Origin of the sequence: Microlunatus ginsengisoli (assembly GCF_039537205.1) — a bacterium.
In the GTDB taxonomy this organism is placed as follows: domain Bacteria; phylum Actinomycetota; class Actinomycetes; order Propionibacteriales; family Propionibacteriaceae; genus Microlunatus; species Microlunatus ginsengisoli.
The window spans coordinates 44,085-63,067 of record NZ_BAABAB010000052.1 but is presented as its reverse complement, the minus strand read 5'-3'; the positions used below and the strand labels follow the sequence as shown (position 1 = coordinate 63,067).

At 69.1% G+C, this 18,983-nt stretch carries 16 protein-coding genes; 6 read left to right on the top strand and 10 right to left on the bottom strand.

Annotated elements, in window-relative coordinates:
- Nucleotides 1-96: 96 nt before the first annotated feature.
- Together leuD and leuC are read right to left on the bottom strand one after the other, a co-directional pair.
- Nucleotides 97-708 (bottom strand): 3-isopropylmalate dehydratase small subunit, encoded by a 612-nt coding sequence (gene leuD, locus ABD747_RS25400; protein WP_344809948.1) that lies wholly within the window; start codon nt 706-708, stop codon nt 97-99.
- Between the two features lie 60 nt (nt 709-768).
- Complete coding sequence (leuC, locus tag ABD747_RS25395; RefSeq protein ID WP_344809947.1) at nt 769-2,190, bottom strand: 3-isopropylmalate dehydratase large subunit; 1,422 nt, start codon at nt 2,188-2,190, stop codon at nt 769-771.
- Between the two features lie 93 nt (nt 2,191-2,283).
- Between leuC and ABD747_RS25390 the strand changes: the two genes are divergently transcribed.
- The 4 genes from ABD747_RS25390 to ABD747_RS25375 all read left to right on the top strand — a co-directional run bounded on the left by ABD747_RS25390 (nt 2,284) and on the right by ABD747_RS25375 (nt 6,598).
- Nucleotides 2,284-3,006: an IclR family transcriptional regulator gene (locus ABD747_RS25390; RefSeq protein WP_344809946.1), complete on the top strand. Its 723-nt coding sequence runs from the start codon at nt 2,284-2,286 to the stop codon at nt 3,004-3,006.
- A 50-nt stretch (nt 3,007-3,056) separates the two neighbouring features.
- Entirely contained in the window at nt 3,057-4,118 is a 1,062-nt protein-coding gene (locus ABD747_RS25385) for an App1 family protein (protein ID WP_344809945.1), read from the top strand.
- Nucleotides 4,119-4,266: 148 nt separating this feature from the next.
- Entirely contained in the window at nt 4,267-5,115 is an 849-nt protein-coding gene (locus ABD747_RS25380) for a MerR family transcriptional regulator (RefSeq protein ID WP_344809944.1), read from the top strand.
- 64 nt (nt 5,116-5,179) lie between these two features.
- Nucleotides 5,180-6,598, top strand: a complete 1,419-nt coding sequence (locus ABD747_RS25375; RefSeq protein WP_344809943.1) for a glucuronate isomerase — start codon at nt 5,180-5,182, stop codon at nt 6,596-6,598.
- 22 nt (nt 6,599-6,620) lie between these two features.
- Here the strand turns inward: ABD747_RS25375 and ABD747_RS25370 are convergent, their stop codons facing one another.
- Nucleotides 6,621-8,114, bottom strand: a complete 1,494-nt coding sequence (locus tag ABD747_RS25370) for a glycoside-pentoside-hexuronide (GPH):cation symporter (protein WP_344809942.1) — start codon at nt 8,112-8,114, stop codon at nt 6,621-6,623.
- 129 nt (nt 8,115-8,243) lie between these two features.
- On the bottom strand, nt 8,244-9,245 hold the full coding sequence (locus tag ABD747_RS25365) for a LacI family DNA-binding transcriptional regulator (RefSeq protein ID WP_344809941.1): 1,002 nt from the start codon (nt 9,243-9,245) through the stop codon (nt 8,244-8,246).
- 115 nt (nt 9,246-9,360) lie between these two features.
- Here ABD747_RS25365 and uidA point away from each other — a divergent pair, with 115 nt between their 5' ends.
- Nucleotides 9,361-11,145 carry a beta-glucuronidase gene (gene uidA / locus ABD747_RS25360; RefSeq protein WP_344809993.1) on the top strand — a complete coding sequence of 595 codons (1,785 nt, stop codon included), beginning with the start codon at nt 9,361-9,363 and terminating at the stop codon, nt 11,143-11,145.
- Between the two features lie 15 nt (nt 11,146-11,160).
- Here uidA and ABD747_RS25355 read toward each other — a convergent pair whose 3' ends face one another.
- Nucleotides 11,161-12,495: a PepSY-associated TM helix domain-containing protein gene (locus tag ABD747_RS25355; RefSeq protein ID WP_344809940.1), complete on the bottom strand. Its 1,335-nt coding sequence runs from the start codon at nt 12,493-12,495 to the stop codon at nt 11,161-11,163.
- The gene (locus tag ABD747_RS25350) at nt 12,492-12,833 is read right to left on the bottom strand and encodes a hypothetical protein (protein ID WP_344809939.1); all 342 of its coding nucleotides are present in this window, start codon (nt 12,831-12,833) and stop codon (nt 12,492-12,494) included. Before ABD747_RS25350 ends, ABD747_RS25355 begins: the two co-directional genes overlap by 4 nt.
- Before the next feature lie 329 nt (nt 12,834-13,162).
- On the opposite strand from ABD747_RS25350, the gene ABD747_RS25345 reads away from it, so the two are divergent.
- Nucleotides 13,163-13,948: an IclR family transcriptional regulator gene (locus tag ABD747_RS25345; RefSeq protein ID WP_344809938.1), complete on the top strand. Its 786-nt coding sequence runs from the start codon at nt 13,163-13,165 to the stop codon at nt 13,946-13,948.
- 1 nt (nt 13,949) lies between these two features.
- Here ABD747_RS25345 and ABD747_RS25340 read toward each other — a convergent pair whose 3' ends face one another.
- The 4 genes from ABD747_RS25340 to ABD747_RS25325 form a co-directional block, all read right to left on the bottom strand.
- The gene (locus ABD747_RS25340; protein WP_344809937.1) at nt 13,950-14,675 is read right to left on the bottom strand and encodes a methylenetetrahydrofolate reductase; all 726 of its coding nucleotides are present in this window, start codon (nt 14,673-14,675) and stop codon (nt 13,950-13,952) included.
- Between the two features lie 134 nt (nt 14,676-14,809).
- A complete protein-coding gene (locus ABD747_RS25335; RefSeq protein ID WP_344809936.1) occupies nt 14,810-17,185 on the bottom strand; it encodes an FdhF/YdeP family oxidoreductase in 2,376 nt (791 codons plus the stop codon).
- Nucleotides 17,186-17,267: 82 nt separating this feature from the next.
- On the bottom strand, nt 17,268-17,894 hold the full coding sequence (locus ABD747_RS25330; RefSeq protein ID WP_344809935.1) for an MBL fold metallo-hydrolase: 627 nt from the start codon (nt 17,892-17,894) through the stop codon (nt 17,268-17,270).
- Complete coding sequence (locus ABD747_RS25325) at nt 17,894-18,979, bottom strand: S-(hydroxymethyl)mycothiol dehydrogenase (protein ID WP_344809934.1); 1,086 nt, start codon at nt 18,977-18,979, stop codon at nt 17,894-17,896. The genes ABD747_RS25330 and ABD747_RS25325 overlap by 1 nt, the downstream gene beginning before the upstream one ends.
- Nucleotides 18,980-18,983: the final 4 nt, after the last annotated feature.

Sequence of the window (18,983 nt, the reverse complement as noted above, 5' to 3'; positions counted from 1 at the left end):
TCTGCGAGCACAACGCTAAGGAGAAAGGGGCGCGGAGACAATCACCAAACCCACAAATCCGCAAGTGTCGTTGGAAAAACGTGCCGAAATCGATGATCAGGAGGCCGAATCGACCTTTGCCGGCAGGGTCTTCGGCAAGAACGACGGGCGGGAGGTCTCGAAGGTGTCGATGTCGGCGACGTGCCGCAGGGTCAGACCGATGTCGTCCAGACCCTCCATCAGCCGCCAGCGAGTGTAGTCGTCGATCTCGAAGAAGGTCTCGAAGCCGGGTGCGGTGATGGTCCGCTCCGCAAGATCAACAGTCAGTGGCGTGGCCGGATTGGACTCGACGAAGTCCCACAGCTCCTCGATGATCTTCTGGTCGACGACGGCGATCAACAGGCCGGCCTTGCCGGAGTTGCTGCGGAAGATGTCGCCGAACCGAGAGCCGATCACCACCTTGAAGCCGTAGTTCTGCAGCGCCCAGACCGCGTGCTCGCGCGACGACCCGGTGCCGAAGTCCGGACCCGGGATCAAGATCGTGGCGCCGGCGTACTGCGGCTGGTTGAGCACGAAGTCGGGATCGGAGCGCCAGGCGGCGAACAGCCCGTCCTCGAACCCGGTCTTGGTCACTCGCTTGAGATAGACCGCCGGGATGATCTGATCGGTGTCGACATTGCTGCGCCGCAAGGGAAGTGCGGTGCCGGTGTGGCTGTTGAACTTGTCCATCGTCTGTTCTCCTCGGGCGTCAGCGGGCTGGGTCAACGGGCTGGGTTCAACGGGCTGGGCTCAACGGGCTGGGGCGGCCGAATCGGCCAGATCGGCGGGGGAACCGAGATGGCCAAGGATCGCGGTGGCCGCGGCAACCGGCGGCGAGACCAGGTGGGTCCGTCCGCCCTTGCCCTGGCGACCCTCGAAGTTCCGGTTGGAGGTCGATGCGGCGCGCTCGCCCGGGGCCAGCTGGTCGGGATTCATCCCCAAGCACATGGAGCAACCGGCCGCCCGCCACTCGGCGCCGGCGTCGGTGAAGATCACGTCCAGCCCCTCGGACTCGGCCTGGAGCCGCACCCGGGCCGAGCCCGGCACCACCAGCATCCGCACCGAGTCGGCGATCTGGCGCCCGTCGATGATGCTCGCCGCGGCCCGCAGATCCTCGATCCGGCCGTTGGTGCACGAGCCGAGGAACACTGTGTCCACGGGGATCTCGCGCATCGGCGTGCCCGGCGTCAGGGCCATGTACTCCAGCGCCTTGGTGGCGGCGGTGCGGTCGGCCTCCTCGGCGAACTCCTCCGGGTCGGGCACCCGCGCGCCGAGCGGCACGCCCTGGCCGGGGTTGGTTCCCCAGGTGACGAACGGCGTGAGCTGGGAGGCGTCCAGGAACACCTCGGCGTCGAAGGTCGCATCGGGATCGGTTCGCAGCGTGCTCCAGTACGCGACCGCGTCGTCCCAGTCCTGTCCGGACGGGGCGTGCGGACGGCCTTGCACGTAGGCGAAGGTGGTCTCGTCCGGCGCGATCATGCCGGCCTTCGCGCCCCACTCGATGCTCATGTTGCAGATGGTCATCCGGCCCTCCATGGAGAGTGCCTCGATGGCCGACCCGCGGTACTCCACGATGTGACCCTGGCCGCCCCCGGTGCCCACCTTGGCGATCAGCGCGAGCACGATGTCCTTTGCGGTGACACCCGGCGGCAGTTCGCCGTCGACAGTGACTGCCATCGTCTTCGGCGTGGCCTGCGGCAGGGTCTGGGTGGCGAGCACGTGCTCGACCTCGGACGTACCGATGCCGAAGGCGATCGCCCCGAACGCGCCGTGGGTGGCGGTATGGGAGTCCCCGCAGACCACCGTCATCCCCGGCTGGGTCAGCCCCAGCTGCGGACCGATGATGTGCACGATGCCCTGGTCCAGGTCGCCCAGGCTGTGGATCCGGACGCCGAACTCCTTGGCGTTCTTGCGCAGCGTGTCGACCTGGATGCGCGAGACCGGGTCGGCGATCGGCTGGTCGATGTTCAGCGTCGGGGTGTTGTGGTCCTCGGTCGCCATGGTCAGATCGGGTCGGCGCACCGGGCGACCGGCCTGACGCAGGCCGTCGAACGCCTGCGGGCTGGTCACCTCGTGCACGAGATGCAGGTCGATGAAGAGCAGGTCGGGCTCGCCCTCGGCCGAGCGGACGACGTGCGCGTCCCAGACCTTCTCGCTCAGTGTCTTGCCCATGGCTTCGAGCGCCTCCTCGTGTCGATGTCGTCCGCCTTCGGCTCGTCCGCATGCTGATTTGCATTCCAGCATTCGAGACGGCAGTATCAAGGCATGGACAACTCTAGCGGTGTCGGCGTCCTCGACAAAGCCGCCCTCGTCCTGGGCGCGCTGGAGACCGGCCCCACCACACTGGCCGGTCTCGTCGCGGCGACCGGGCTCGCCCGGCCGACCGCTCACCGGCTCGCGGTCGCGCTGGAGCACCACCGGCTGGTCAGTCGAGATCTGCAGGGTCGCTTCGTGCTCGGCCCCCGGCTGGGCGAGCTCGCCTCCGCTGCCGGCGAGGACCGGCTGCTCGCCACGGCGGGCCCGGTGCTGGCCCGGCTCCGCGACATCACCGGCGAGTCCGCCCAGATGTTCCGCCGGCAGGGCGACTTCCGGATCTGCGTCGCGACGGCCGAGCGGATGTCGGGCCTGCGTGACTCGGTTCCGGTCGGCACCCAGCTCACCATGAGCGCGGGCTCGGCCGCGCAGGTCCTGCTGGCCTGGGAGGAGCCGGAGCGGATGCAGCGAGGCCTGCGCGGCAGCCGCTACTCCGCGGTGGCTCTGGCGGCCGTCCGCCGTCGTGGCTGGGCCCACTCGGTCGGCGAGCGCGAGCCCGGCGTCGCCTCCGTGTCGGCACCTGTCCGTTCGCCGTCCGGCAAGGTGATCGCCGCGGTCAGCGTGTCCGGGCCGATCGAGCGGCTGTCTCGGCAGCCCGGTAGGCTGCACGCGCCGGCGGTGGTCGCCGCCGCCGAGCGACTGAGTGAGGTCCTGCGCCGAAGCGGCGCCGAGTAGGACGCAACGAAGCGGGTCCCAGCCCGGAGTCGACGCGGAGCGAGGAACACGTGGTCACGCCGACGGAGGAGAGCGACCAGCTCTCTGTGCACCGAGCCGCCCGGGTCGACTACGCGATCTCCCGCTGGCGAGCACGCCGGGCCCGCGCCCGCGGCGCGCGGGCGACGGTGATCTCCTACACCGGCTACGGCACCACCTCGTGGATCCGCGTCCTCGGCCGGGTGCTGCTCACCCGGGAACCTTTCGGCTGGCCGCACCAGTTCGAGACCGGTGCCCGCGGCTGGCGCAGCTTCACCGCCGTCCCGGTCGAGAACGGCGTGGTCGTGCTGCGCATCGGCGATCGCGAACTGGAGCTCACCGCCGATCGCAACGGCATCGTCGACATCCGGCTGCCGGTCGAGCTCGATCCCGGCTGGCACGCGTTGACCCTGCAGACCGAAGGATCCGAACCCATCCCGGCGAAGGTGTACGTGATCGCCGACGACACGACGTTCGGCGTCGTGTCCGACATCGACGACACCGTGATGGTCACCTCGCTGCCCCGCCCGATGCTGGCCGCGTGGCACACGTTCGTGGTGAACGAGCACGCCCGGGCGACGACGCCGGGAATGCCGGTGCTCTACGAGCGGATCAACGAGGAGCATCCCGACGCGCCCTTCATCTATCTGTCCACCGGAGCATGGAACGTCGCCCCGACCCTGACCCGGTTCTTGTCCCGCAACCTCTATCCGGCCGGCGCCTTGCTGTTGACCGACTGGGGCCCGACCGCGGACCGCTGGTTCCGCAGCGGGCAGGAGCACAAGCGCACCCAGTTGCGCCGGCTCGCGTCGGAGTTCCCGCGGATCCGCTGGCTGTTGATCGGCGACGACGGCCAGCACGATCCGCAGCTGTACGGCGACTTCGCGGCCGAGCACCCCGAGCACGTGGCCGCCGTCGCCATCCGCCAGCTCGGCCCCGGTGAGGCCGTCTTGGCCGGCGGCAGCCACCGAAGCCCGGCCCGCGGAACGGCGTTGGCGGTGCCCTGGCTGCACGCCCCCGACGGCGCAGCTTTCGCCGCCGAGTTCGAGCAGCTCGGGCTGATCGCCGGCCGGCAGCGCGAGCCCGAGATCTAGTGTCGCGTTAGTCAGCTTCCTTTGCGCATCGCGGCGTCCAGGTGCGTGCCTGCGCGTCGCCGAGCGGCAGGAGACCTGACGAACGCGACACCGGTTCTCCGAGGCGCTTGACCCTGACACCGTGTCAGGTCCTAGACCTGGGGAGGTCATGTTCAGCATCGGAGACTTCGCCAGGACGGGCCGCGTGTCGGTCCGGATGCTGCGGCACTACGACGCGATCGGCCTGCTGCCGCCGGCCCGGGTGGACCCGGTCACCGGCTACCGCTGGTACGACCCCGACCAGCTGGCCCGGCTCAACCGGATCGTTGCCCTGAAGGATCTGGGCTTCACCCTGGACCAGGTCGCCGTGATGGTCGACGGCACGATCGACGCGACGGAGCTGCGCGGCATGCTGCGGCTGCGACGGTTGGAGCTGCGCGAGCAGATCGCTGCCGACACCGCACGGCTGGCCCGGGTCGAGGCGAGGCTCCGAGTCATCGAGAAGGAGGACGCCATGTCCACCGCAGAGATCACGATCAAGACCGTCCCGGCGACCTGGGTGGCCGAGCTCAGTGCGCCAGTCGCCGGCTTCGAGCCGCAGCACATCACCCCCGTGCTCGGCCCGTTGTTCGACCGGCTGATGGCCGGTCTCGAGGCGACCGGGATCCCGTGCGCGGGTGCACCGATCGCCTACTACGAAGACGCCGTGGACGCTGACGGCCTGACCGTTCATGCCTGCGCGCCCGTGCCCGAGGACACCCGGTTGGACAGCGAGGGGCCTGACTCCGACGCGGTGGATCACCTCACCCTGACCCGCCTGCCGGCGATCACGGCGGCGACGATCCTCCACCGCGGGGTGATGGACGACGTGATGCCGACGATCCAGACCCTGGGGCAGTGGATCGGTGAGCACGGCCACCGATCGGCCGGCTACAACCGGGAGGTCTACCTGCGTTACGGCGAGGGCATGCCCGAACCCTGGGAGACCGAGCTGCAGGAACCGCTGATCACCGGCTGACCCGGCGCCATCCGGCTGACCGGTCGTGCGTCTGTCCCTTGGCTCGGCGCTCTAGGCTGCTGCCATGTCCGCCAGCGCTTCGGCCGGTCCGGCCGCGGTGTGGCCGGCCGATCCTCGCAGCAAGGCGCTGGCCCTCGAGCTGTACGAGGCCGTCGCCGACCGGCCGCTGATCTCGGTGCACAACGGACTGCCCGCACGCTATCTCGCCGAGGATCTGCCGATCACCGATCCGATCGGCCTGCTGATCTCCCACGACCAGGGCCTCCAGGCGCTGCTGCGGACGGCAGGGATCCGGACGGAGTTCACGGTGACCGACGGCTGGCGTGCCGAGCACGCCTCCCGGCGGGCCTTCGTCCTGCTCTGGCGGCATCTCGTCGGCGTCTGGGCCCAACCATGGATGCGGTCAGAGGGCGACGAGACGGCGCGCCTCGCCGGCCTGCCGCCGTTCCGCGACGACACCGATCCCGAGGCCGTCTACGACGCGGTTGCCGCCCGGCTGGTCGACGACCCGGTCTATCCGCGCCGGGTGCTGGCGGCGGCCAACCTCGCCCGGTTCGCCACCAGCGACGATCCCGCCGACGACCTCTCGGCGCACCGCCTGCTGGCCGAGGACCCGTCGTTGTCAGGTCGGGTCGTGCCGACCTTCAGCCCGGACCGCTACCTCGACCCCGGCCACCGCGGTTGGCGCACCGACGCCGATCTGCTGGCCGAGGTGACCGGCATCGGTACGGAGGATCTCGACGGGTTCCTCGACGCCCTGCGCCAGCGTCGGCGGTACTTCCTCGACCGCGGGGCCGAGGCATCGGAGCATCACAGCAGCGACGTAGCCATCGCCAGGCTCGCGCCGTCCGACGCCGTGCGCCTGTTCGGCCTGGCCAGATCGGCGGAGCTGCTGCCGGCCGAGGCCCTTGCCCTGCAGGGCCATCTGCTGGCCGAGACGGGGCGGATGGCCGCCGACGACGGTCTGGCGCTACGGCTCTATCCTCCGGCCGGCTTCTCCGCCGGAACGGTCGACCGGCCGGCAGCCGACCGCGGCATCGTGGACCGGATCGGCCCGCTGCTGGCCGACGTCGGGTCGGCGCCCGGCTTCCGGCTGCAGCTGTTCACCATCGACACCGAGGCGTACGCGGCGGAGATGGTGCCCGCCGCGGCCGAGCATCCGGCACTGGCCGCGGTGCCGCCGACCCGGTTCGCCGACGATCCGGCCGCCCTGCGCGCGATCCGGGTGGCGGCGATCGGGGCCGAGGGGCCCGGCCGCTCGCTGGGGGTGGTGGACGACATGAGCGCGCCCTTCGCGCTGCCGGCGCGGCATCGCCTCGGCCGCCGGCTGGACGCGGGCGCGCTGGCGGAGCTCATCGTGTCGGGCCGGCTGACCGAGGACCAGGCGCATACTGCGCTGTCGGATGCGGTCGCGCAGAAGGGTGCGGTCGCCGACACCGGTGCGGTCGTCCGCAGCGGTTCGGGTCGTCCGGGCGGACCCTGAACCGGCCCGCCCGTTGCCGCCATCAGGCCTTGTGGTCCGGGGTGATGAAGTCCTCCGCCTTCTCGTCATGCTCGGTGAGGAGGGCGAGCTTGCGGGCCTCGGTCTCGTTGCGGATCTGCTTGAACCGGGCGTCGGTCAGCGGGTACCGGATGAAGATCAGCATTGCGATCAGCGCGGCCGCGGCGGGTAGCAGCCCGATGGTGGCCTTGATCGCGATGATCGCACTGTCGGGCTGGACCGGGCTCGGGTTCGCCGCGCTGGCGGCGATGTAGCCACCGATCGCCAACGCCCACGCACCGACCGCCCCGCCGATCGACTGGGTGACCTTGCGGGTGAAGGAGAACAACGCGTACGTCGCACCCTCGCTCCGCCGGCCGGTCTTCCACTCGCCGTACTCCACGGTGTCGGCCTCCAAACCGAACATCACCGTGTTGATCAGGCTCGCCCCGATCCCCTTGATCGCCAGCGTCACCAGCACCAACCAGAACAGGTTCGCCGGAGCCAGGAACAGACCCACCCCGCCCACGATCGTGAACAGCCCGCAGTACTGGAACACGTTCTTCTTCCCGAACAGATCGATGATCTTCGGAATGAACGGCGTGATCACCAGCGAGATCCCGGTGTTCACCAAGGTAATGATCCCCACCAACCCGATGTTGCCGAGCACGTACTGGGCATAGAACGCGGTCGTGCCACCGACCGCGAACACACCGATCAGATAGAAGAAACTCGACCCGCACAGGTACGCCAACGGCTTGTTCGACCGCAGCGTGCCGAACGTCTCGGCGATGCTGATCCGCGGCTGGGTCCGCACCACCCGCTCACGACACGCCCAGGCGGTGAAGAAGAACGCGATCGATCCGACCACGATGAACGCCAGCGTGACCTTGGTGAACACACCCTGCACCGCGGCCTGGTAGGCGACCAGATCCTCCGGACCCTTGATCAGCGCCTTCTGCCCCCGCAACTCACTGATGAAATGCCCCACCACGAACGTCAGCACCACACCCCCGATACCGGCGCCGAAAGCCCGAGCCGCGACCAACTTCGCCCGCTCGTGCACCGACTGCGTCACCGCCGACGCCAGCGAACCATACGGAATGTTCACCAACGAGTAGACCAGACCCAACACCGCATACGTCGCATACGCATAGAGCAGCTTCATCCCCGCGTCGAAGCTGGCCGGCACATGGAACACCAGGAAACTCATGAACAACAACGGCACCGCCCCGAACATGATGAACGGCCGGAACTTGCCCCACCGAGTCATCGTCCGATCCACCAACCGGCCCGCCAGCAAATCCGCGAACGCATCCCACAACCGCACCACCAAGAACATGGTGCCCACCGCAGCAGCCGAGATACCCGCCACATCCGTGTAGTAATACAACAAGAACGAGGTACTCAGACTGAACGCCAGATTGAACGCGAAATCACCGGCACCATAACCAGCCACCGTCCTCAACGGCAACCGCTCCATCGACCGGAGCTCTTCCACAGCAGCAGGGTTCGTCATCGATGCTCCTCAGGTATTCATGGCCGCTGTCGCTCGGCCCTGATGGAGGAAGTCAACGACCGGGCGGGCGGTCCGGGCGAGCACTTGCCACCTGTTGCCAAAATCGCCGGAGCGCCTGCCGCGTCACGGTCAGCCGGTACGGGGGCCGGTCGAGCCGCGCAGGACGAGCCGGGCCGGCAGCAGCACCGGTTCCCGTTGCTCGCTGTTCTGCGCCCGCCGCGATGCCAGGCGGGCGACCGCGGTCGAGCCGAGGCTGACCAGCGGAGCGGCGATCGAGGTCAGCCCGGGCTCGACCAGCTCGGCGTCGACGATGTTGTCGAATCCGATCACGCTGACATCGCGCGGCACGCTACGACCGCCCGCGATCGCCGCCTGCAGGAAGCCGATCGCCATCAGATCGTTGTACGCGATCACCGCGCTCGTCGGCCGCCCCAGCCAGTGCTCCGCCGCGTCCGCGCCGCCGCGCATGGTCGGCAGGAAGGGTCCGATCCGGCGGACCCGCAGATCGAGCTCGACGCCGGCCTCCTTCAGCCCGCGCCACCGCATCCCGTTGGCGTACGAGGCCTCCGGCCCGGCGAGGTAGCAGATCGAGCGGTGCCCCAGTCCGACCAGGTGCTCGGTCGCCTTCTTGATCGCCCGGACGTTGTCGCTGACCACCGACGCGACCTCGCCGACCACGCGGTTCAGCACGACGACCGACTTGCGCTTCGCCAGGGTCCGGATCGCCTGGTCCGGCAGCCGCGACGAGGCCAGCACGAACCCGTCGACAGTAGGCTCCAGCCGCGAGATCGCCCGCTCCTCTCCCTCCTGCGACTCTTGCGACTCCACGATCGCCAATGTCAGGCCGTGCTGGCCGGCCTCCCGCTCCGCTCCGCGGATCATGCCGACGAAAACCGGGTTGGCGATGTCCGCGACGATCAGGGCGACGACCCCGGTCCCGCGGGTCGACATCGGCAGCTCCATCCGCCCGGAGCGGTAGCCCAGCTCGGCCGCGACCCGGCGGACCTGCTCCGCCGTCCGGAAACTCACCCGGCCCGGCTTCGAGAGCGCCCGAGAGACCGTCGACGGCGCGACCCCGGCGGCCCGGGCGACGTCGTAGATCGTCGGCTCCGATCTGCCGGCGTCAGCCATGTCAGCCTCCTTGGCCGAAAACTAACAACTTCCGGCAACAAGTCGTTCGCCACCCGCCGCCGATGCATCAATAGAGCCAGCCCATCGAGCCCGAAACCGACGAAGGAGCCACCCCATCATGCTGCGGCCACAAGACACCAGCACCCGTGAGCGCAAGAACCTGAACGGGCTGTGGCAGTTCGTCCTCGACCCCGACCGCCGGGGCCGGGCGGCGGGCTGGCAGAGCGCCGCTCTCGTCGCGGCCCGGGGGATGCCGGTGCCGGCCAGCTACAACGACGTCGCGGCCGACGCGGCCGTTCGCGACCACGTGGGTCCGGTCTGGTATCAGCGCACCGTCTGGGTGCCGGCCGGCTGGGCCGGCCGGCGGATCGTGCTGCACCTGGAGTCCGCGACGCACCGGGCCACCGTCTGGGTGAACGACGCGGAGGTGGTCTCGCACGAGGGCGGCTACACCCCGTTCGAGGTCGACGTCACCGACCACGTGACGCCGGGCCGCCAGTCCCGGATCACCGTCGAGGTCGACAACACGCTGACGTTCCAGACCATCCCGCCGGGGCTGGTCGAGGAGACCGACCACGGCAAGCGGCAGCGCTACTGGCACGACTTCTTCAACTACGCCGGCCTGCATCGCTCCGTTTGGCTCTACAGCACCGATCCGGCCCATCTCAGCGACGTCACCGTGGTCACCGACCTGGACGGGACCGACGGCGTGATCCACTACGACGTGACGGCCGAGGCCGGTCCCGACACCCGGGTCACGGTCGTGCTCCACGACGCCGAGGGCAACCAGGTCGCGACCGGCGAGGGCGCCGACGGCACACTGACGGTGCCGCAGGTGCACCGGTGGGCACCCGGCGACGGCTACCTGTACGACCTCGAGCTCTTGCTGTGGCGAGGCGAGGATCTGCTGGACAGCTATCACCAAAGCGTCGGGGTGCGGACCGTCCGGGTCGACGGCATCCGGTTCTTGATCAACGACGAGCCCTTCTACTTCACCGGCTTCGGCAAGCACGAGGACGTACCGGTGATCGGCAAGGGCCACAACGACGCCTACCTGGTGCACGACTTCGAGCTGCTGGACTGGATCGGCGCGAACTCGTTCCGGACCTCGCACTACCCCTACTCCGAGGACGTGATCGACTACGCCGACCGGCACGGCATCGTGCTGATCGACGAGACGGCGGCGGTCGGCCTGAACATGGGGCTCGGCGGCGGGATCTTCGGCGCCCAGGGCTACACCACCTTCTCGCCGGAGACCGCCAACGAGGTCACCCAGCAGGTGCACGCCCAGGCCATCCGCGAGCTGATCGCCCGGGACAAGAACCATCCCAGCGTGGTGCTGTGGAGCATCGCGAACGAGCCCGAGTCCGAGACCGAGGCCGCGGAGCACTATTTCCGGCCGCTGTTCGACGTGGCGCGGGAGGCGGATCCGACCCGGCCGGTCGGCTTCGTCAACGTGATGCTGGCCCCGTACGGTACCTGCCGGGTCTCCCAGTTCGCCGACGTGTTGATGCTGAACCGCTATTACGGCTGGTACGTCCAGACCGGCGACCTCGACGCCGCCGAGGCGGCCTGGGAGGCCGAGCTGCGGGGCTGGGCCGGCGAGAACAAGCCGATCATCATCACCGAGTACGGCGCCGACACCTATCCCGGACTGCACTCGGTGGTGGCCAACTCACCGTGGACCGAGGAGTACCAGGTGGAGTACCTGGACATGAACCACCGGGTCTTCGACCGGATCGACGCCGTGGTCGGCGAACAGGTCTGGAACTTCGCCGACTTCACCACCAGCTCCGGCATCATGCGGGTCGGCGGCAACCGGAAGGGCGTGTTCACCCGCGATCGCCAGCCCAAGGCCGCCGCCCATGCCCTGCGCCGGCGCTGGCGCGGCGGCCGATGAGACCCTCCCGAGTCGTCAGTCGCTCCGTACCGGATCCGGGGCCGGACGGCTGGCAGCTCGCTTCCGGTTCCGGCTGGTCCGGTGCCGGATCAGCCAGGTGGACAGTCCGGTGATCGCCAGCAGCAACGGCGACAGGGCGAATGCGAGCCAGATCAGCCGCCACCAGCCGTTGACGATGTAGCCGGTGTGGACCGGGAAGTTGAAGGAGTCCCAGATGACCTGGGCAGTGGACTCGCCGGAGCTGCCGTAGACGACGGTCGCCGCGGCGGTGTGCCGCTCGACCACCACGCCCCGGTCGCCGGGATACTCCATCCGGCCGTACGGGTCGAAGCCGGCGCTGAGCCAGATGTAGTAGACACCGGTCGGATCGTCGGCAGCGGGAAGGTCGACCGACACCACCGGGTCGCCCGGCGAGACGCGCTGCGCGGCCGCGACGGCGGCGTCGATGCCGATGTCGGGCTGCTTGCTCTCGACCGAGACCGGGTCGGGTCGCTCCGGCACCGGACTGCCGGGGGTGAGGGCGTACCAGGCCTTCTGCACCGGCTCGAGCTCGAAGCCGGCGCCGGTGATCGCCCAGACCAGCAGCAGCGGGATGGCGACCATCCCCGCGACCTTGTGCAGATCGGTGTCGCGGGCGAACCGGCCACGCTTCCAGCGCACGGTCATCGACGACCGCCACCGCCGCGGGCGCGGGAACCACAACCACAGACCGGTCAGCGACAGATAGAGCAGCAACAGGCCGAGGATGCCGAGGACCAGCGAGCCGTAGGTGACCGCGCTGCCGTCGAAGCCGAGCCAGCCGGTGCCGGGCACCTCCGCGTTCAGGGCGGACACGAAGCCCGGCATTCCTTCGCAGGAGAGGAAGCACTCGTGGAGATTGTCCAGCCAGGCGATCGCGGTCGGTGTCTTCTCGACGTGTCCGAGGATCGCCCCGGTACTCGGGTCCACGGTCCAGAAGTCCTCGTAGTCCGCGTTGTGCACCTTGAGGATGCCGCTCTCGGCGACGACACCGGTCGGCGCGAAGTCCGGATGAGCCTCCCTCACAGTCTCGAACGCCCGGCTGAACGACACCGTCGCCGGCCCGCCCGAGGGGGAATAGGCCGCCGCGTTCAGGACATGGGCCAGCTCGGGCCGATAGAGCAGGAGGGCCCCACTGGTCGTGATCAGCAGCAAGACGAGGCCCAAGAGCAGCGAGGTCCAGCGATGCGTGACGATCATGAACCGCCGGACCGGTCTGCGATGCGTCCGCGTCCGCAGTCGCCGCGATCGCTGCGGCGCGGGCGTGCCGGCCACGCCGGCCTCGCCGGCCTCGCCGACCCTTACCTCCTTCTCGGGAGCATCGGTGGTCATCGGAGGACTCCCATCAGACAGCGGACGAGGGACGCCGCGGCGGCGAGCGTGACGGCGCCGGCGACGAACGCGTAGACGAAGCGGGCCCGATGGCCCAAGGACCACAAGGTGCGCGCACCCGATGTCGCGGTGATCGCGCCCAGCACTTGCAGCACCAGGCCGACCGGGCCGACGAACAGTCCGAGCGCACCGGCCGCCGGCGCGACGACGTAGGTCAGGAAACAGCGAGTGGCCGAGATCCAGATCCCGAGCCTGACCGCGGCGACGGCGTCGGCCGCTACCGGGGCCGACGGGAGCTCCGCGGTTGGGTCCCCGCGGTCGGCGGCCTGGTTCAACATGTAGGTGAGGCTAAGCTAACTAGAGCTTCTGCGGGAGATCGCGTCTCGGATGGAGAAACGCCATTCTGCAGACGGCGGCACGCCCGCTTCCGGGGGCGGTGGCCGGCTCAGATCGAACTACGCTGGTAGGGACACGGTTCCTGAGACTCGCAGCCGCGCGCCGGAGCCCTCAGGACCATGGTCCCTTTCCAACTGTTGCACCTTGTGCGATGCTGTGCAGGGAACGCAACGCGCATGAGGGTGTGGGGTTCGTGCGATCGGCACCGCACGCGACCGTCCCACCGCCTGAGGTTCGGGCGGCGGCCGTCGACACCCGTGGAGAGGACGGAATGACCCTGACGAACTCCGAGACCGGATCGAACCTCCAGTCTGTCGACCGCGCCCTGCAGGTGCTGGAGCTGCTGGCGGTGTGGGGGTCCGGTGGCGTGAGCGAGCTCGCCAACGAGATCGGGGTGCACAAGTCGACGGCGTTTCGGCTGCTGGGCGCCCTGGAGGCGCGGGAGATGGTGGAGCAGCTGAACGAGCGTGGCAAATACCGGCTCGGCTTCGGCTTGGTGCGCCTTGCCCGTCGGGTGAACGTGCAGCACGACCTCGCCGAGCAGGCCCGACCGTTGACCGACAAGCTCGCCGCGCTCGTGGGCGAGTCGATCAATGTTGCCGTGCTGCGTGAACACTTCGCCGTCAACATCGTGCAGTCGCGGGGTCAGGCCTCGGTCGTCAGCCAGAACTGGATCGGACAGCTGACCCCACTGCACGCCACCTCCAGCGGCAAGGTGCTGCTGGCCTACCTCGACGCGGGTCGTCGAGACGACCTGCTGGCGCGCGGCCTCGACCGCTACACCGGCGACACCCATACCGACACCGATGCTCTTCGCCGCGAGCTCACCCAGATCGCCGATCTGCGGTATGCCGTCAGCTTCGGCGAGCTCGAAGCCGGGCTGAACGCCGTCGCCGTCCCGGTGCGTGGCGAGGACGGTGCGGTGATCGCGGCCTTGAGCGCTTCGGGTCCGGCGTACCGGCTCGGCCCCGAGCGGGTGGACGAAGTGGTACGTCGACTGGACAGCGCCGCAGACGACCTGAGCCGACGAATGGGCTACTGGGGCGAGGACGGCTGAGTCAGCCGCGCACGGCGTTCAGCAGGCGGGACCGCCAGGCCTCGGTCTCGGCGATCTGGTTGAAGGTGAACACGTGCAGGCCCTGGACGAGACCCGGCGGAGTCTGCGTGGCGGCGCAGTCTCGGATGAACCGATCACCGGTGAAACCACCCGGCGTGGCCAGCCTGGCGAACAGGCCCTTGTTCTTGGTCAGGAAGCGGGTCGACTCCCCCACCCCGATCTTGGTCGCCATCGTCAACAGCTTGGCCCGCTCGGCCGGCCCGGGCACACCCAACAGCACCGGAGTCGTCACCCCGCGAGCCCGGAGTCGCTCCAGCCAGGCGCGAACAACTGCCGGGTCGAACGTCAGATTGCTCACGATGTGGGTGGCATGGACGCGCTTGTCCCACATCGCCTGAATGGTCACATCGTCGTGGATGCTGGGATGTGACTCCGGGTAGCCCGTGATGCCGACCTGGTCGAACGGGGCGCCCAGCATCCCGAGGTCGCGCAGGAGCCCGAGCGCATCGACGTAGTCGCCGACCGGGTCGGCGTCGCCGGCGGGCACGAAGATGCGGGTGACGCCGCTGCCCACCAGCCGATCGACCAGCTCCGCCAGCTCGGCTCGGTCACGGATCATGCGGGCCGCGAGGTGCGGCACCACCACGTAACCGGCGGTGGCGAGTCGCTCCGTCAGCGCCATGGTTGCCTCGAGTCCCTTGGCCGGCGAGGCGGTGATCGTGATCACCCTGTCCAGCGGAAGATGCTGCCGGACGAGCTCTTCGACGTTGCGGGTCGGGAGGATCTCGAAACGCGCACCCTGCAGCCAGGAGAGTTCGGTCTGTGTGGTGTCTCCGGGAGTCCGGCCCCGCTGCACCACCTCTAGGCCAGGTATTCCGGTTGCGGATGGCTCTTGTGAGCGTCATCGGCGCGGAGCGGCCGCTGGGACGCATCGAGCGCGGGCGGTGAGCCCATGGGCACCAGCTGGATGATCACCGACTTCGACGTGGGCGTGTTGCTGCCCAGCGCGGTGGAGTCCAGCGGAACCAGCGGATTGGTCTCGGGGTAGTAGGCGGCCGCCGTCCCCTGCGGAGTCTCGTATCCGATGATGCGGAAGGACGGGGCACGCCGCTGGTGCCGGTCGCCGGGCCAGTGGGTGACCAGGTCCACGACGTCACCTTCCTCGAAGCCGAGCCGGACGATGTCGGCCGGATTCACCAGCACCACCCGGCGGCCGCCGTCGATTCCTCGGTAGCGGTCGCTCAGCCCGTAGATGGTCGTGTTGTATTGATCATGGCTGCGCAGGGTCTGCAGCACGAGGTGGTTCGGCGGGATCTGCAGGGCCTGGATGCTCGAGGTGGCGAACTCGGCCCGGCCCGACGCGGTGTCGAAGCGCCGTTCGTCGCGGGGCGGATGGGGCATCACGAACCCGCCCGGCTGGGCGATCTTGGCCTCGTAGTCCTCGCAGCCGTGGACGACCTTGGAGATGTGGCGGCGGATCACGGCGTAGTCGTCGCGCATCGCGGCCCAGTCGATCCCGTGACGGCCGCCGAGGGTGGCCTCCGCGATTCCGGTGACGATGGCGACCTCGGACCGCAGCTGCGGGCTGGCCGGCGCCAACGGCCCTCGCGAGGCGTGGACGCTGCACATCGAGTCCTCCACCGTGACGACCTGCGGGCCACTAGCCTGCGCGTCTGTCTCGGTCCGGCCGAGCGTGGGCAGGATCAGCGCGGTCCGACCGCAGACCAGATGGGAGCGATTGAGCTTGGTGGAGACCTGCACGGTCAAGGATGCCTTGCGCAGTGCCGCCGCCGTCACGTCGGTGTCGGGTGCGGCCTGCACGAAGTTGCCGCCCAATCCGATGAACACCTTGGCCTTGCCGTCCCGCAGTGCCCGGATCGCATCCACCGTGTCGTAGCCGTGCTCGCGTGGTGGCTCGAACCCGAACTCGGCTGCCAGCGCATCGAGGAACTGTTCGGGCGGCCGTTCCCAGATGCCCATCGTCCGGTCGCCTTGGACGTTGGAATGACCTCGGACCGGAAGCAACCCCGCACCGCGCTTGCCGATGTTGCCCTGCAGGAAGGCCAGGTTGCACACCTCCTTGATCACCGCGACGGAGTTGTGGTGTTGGGTCAGACCCATGGCCCAGCAGTACACGGTGCCGGTCGAGCCGGCGATCATCTCGGCCGCCGCCACGATCTGGTCGCGGTCGAGCCCGGTGGTCTCGGTCACGAAGTCCCAGTCGAGGTTCTCGATGTGGCGCCGCCAGGACTCGAATCCTGTCGTGTACTGCGCGATGAACGACTCGTCGATCGCACCCCAGCTCACCAGCAGATGACCGAACGCCTGGAACAGGGCGAGGTCGCCGTTGATCTTGACCGGCAGGTGCAGGTCGGACAGGTCGGTGCCGTGCCCGACGACGCCGCGGGCGAGCTGTGGGTTACGGAAGTTGACCAAACCCGCCTCGCGCAGCGGGTTGATGGTCAAGATCTTGGCGCCCTTGCGTTTGGCGATCTCCAGGGCGCTCAGCATGCGCGGATGGTTGGTGCCGGGATTCTGGCCGGCCAGCACGATCAACTTCGCGCTGTAGATGTCGCTCAGGGTGACCGACGCCTTGCCGATGCCGATGCTCTCGGCCAGGGCGACGCTCGTCGACTCGTGGCACATGTTCGAGCAGTCGGGCAGGTTGTTGGTGCCGAACGCCCGCACGAACAACTGATAGGTGAAGGCCGCCTCGTTGGAGGTCCGGCCCGAGGTGTAGAAGAGCGCCTGGTCGGGGCTGGCGAGGTCGTTCAACTCGGCCGCGATGACGGCGAACGCGGCGGACCACTCGATCGGCTCGTAGCGGGTAGCGCCCGGTCTCTTGATCATGGGGTGGGTGATCCTGCCCTGTTGACCCAGCCAGTGCTCGCTGCGAGCATCGAGATCGACGATTCGATAGCGCTCGAAGAACTCCGGCGTCGCCCGGGCCGTCGTGGCCTCCTCGGCCACGGCCTTGGCCCCGTTCTCACAGAACTCCGCCGTGTGCCGATGCTCCGGATCCGGATCCGGCCAGGCGCAACTCATGCAGTCGAAGCCGTCGGCCTGGTTCAGCTTCAACAAGGTCCGGGCGGTGCGGGCCGGACCCATGTGGTGCAGCGCCCGGCCCATCGAGACCGCCACCGCTCGCACGCCCGCCGCGTGATCTTCCGGCGCCGTGACGGTCAGCTTCTCTTCGTCGACGTGATCGCGATGTGCTGGGTAGTGCCGCTTGGCCATCCAAGGACCTCTTCTTTCTCCTCGCGTGGGCCGTGAGGTCACCTGGGCCACCGTGAGGCCCCCGGTCCGGTTCGGCGCGGTCTCAGCTGACGTTGGCGCGTTCGGCGCCGATGGTGGTGTCGTCGCCGTGCCCGGTCTTGACGACCGTCTCGTCGGGCAGCGACATCAGCCGCTTGTTGATGGAGGTCACGATCAGGTCGTGGTCGCTGAACGAGCGGCCGGTCGCACCGGGCCCACCGTTGAACAAGGTGTCGCCGGTGAACACCGCCCCGAGGTCGGGAGCGAAGAAGCAGACCGCGCCCGGAGCGTGTCCCGGGGTGTGGATCACCTGCAGCGTGACGTCGGCGACCGGGATCTGCTGCCCGTCGGCCAGTTCACCGTCCGGCGGCGTGTCGTGGGTGAGCCGCCACACCGGCAGGTCGGCCGGGTGCAGCAGCACAGGTGCCTCCACCGCCCGGCCGAGCTCCGGCGCGACCCGTACGTGATCATCGTGCGCGTGGGTGCACAGCACCGCCACCACCCGGCGACCACCGACGATCTCCACGATGGTCGCGATGTCGTGCGGCGCGTCGATGATCACGCACTCCTCGTCGTCGCCGATCACCCAGACGTTGTTGTCGACGTCGAAAGTCTGCCCGTCCAGGGAGAACGTGCCGGAGGTGATGGTGTGATCGATCCTGGCGCGAGTCCGGGCGGTTGCCCCGGGCATCAGAGCTTCACCACGGAGCGGAGCACGTCTCCGCCGTGCATCTTGGCGAATGCGGCGTCGATGTCGTCGATGCCGATGATCTCGGTGACGAAGGCGTCCAAGGGCAGCCGGCCCTGCAGGAACAGGTCGATCAGCAGCGGGAAGTCCCGGCTGGGCAGGCAGTCGCCGTACCAGGACGACTTCAGCGACCCGCCGCGGCCGAACACGTCGAGCAGGGGCAGCTCCAGCTGCATCGCCGGGGTCGGCACCCCGACGAGCACCACGGTGCCGGCGAGGTCGCGGCCGTAGAACGCCTGCTTCCAGGTTTCGGGCCGGCCCACCGCGTCGATCACCACGTCGGCACCGAAGCCACCGGTGAGGCTCTGGATGCCCTCGACGGCGTCGACCTCCCGCGAGTTGATGGTGTCGGTCGCGCCCAGCTCGACGGCCTTGGCCAGCTTCCGGTCGTCGATGTCGACCGCGATGATGGTGGCGGCGCCGGCGAGCCGAGCACCGGCGACCGCTGCGGCGCCGACCCCGCCGCAGCCGATCACAGCGACGCTGTCGCCCCGCCCGACGTTGCCGGTGTTGATGGCGGCACCCAGACCGGCCATCACCCCGCAGCCGAGCAGACCGGCGACCTCCGCCGGTGCCGCCGGATCGACCTTGGTGCACTGGCCGGCCGCGACCAGCGTCTTGTCGATGAACGCACCGATGCCCAGGGCCGGAGAGAGCTCGGTGCCGTCCTCCAGCGTCATTCGCTGGGTGGCGTTGAAGGTGGCGAAGCAATACCACGGCCGGCCCCGCTTGCAGGCGCGACAGCTGCCGCACACCGCGCGCCAGTTCAAGATCACGTAGTCGCCCGGCTCCAGGTCGCGGACGCCGGCACCGACCGACTCCACCACGCCGGCGGCCTCGTGACCGAGCAGGTAGGGATAGTCGTCACCGATGCCACCCTGGACGTAGTGCAGGTCGGTGTGGCACACCCCGCACGCCTGGACCTTGACCACCGCCTCGCCCGGACCGGGATCGGGCACGTTGATGGTCACCAGCTCGACGGGAGCATCCTTGGCTCGCGAGATGACTCCCTGGACCTGCTGCGGCACGTTC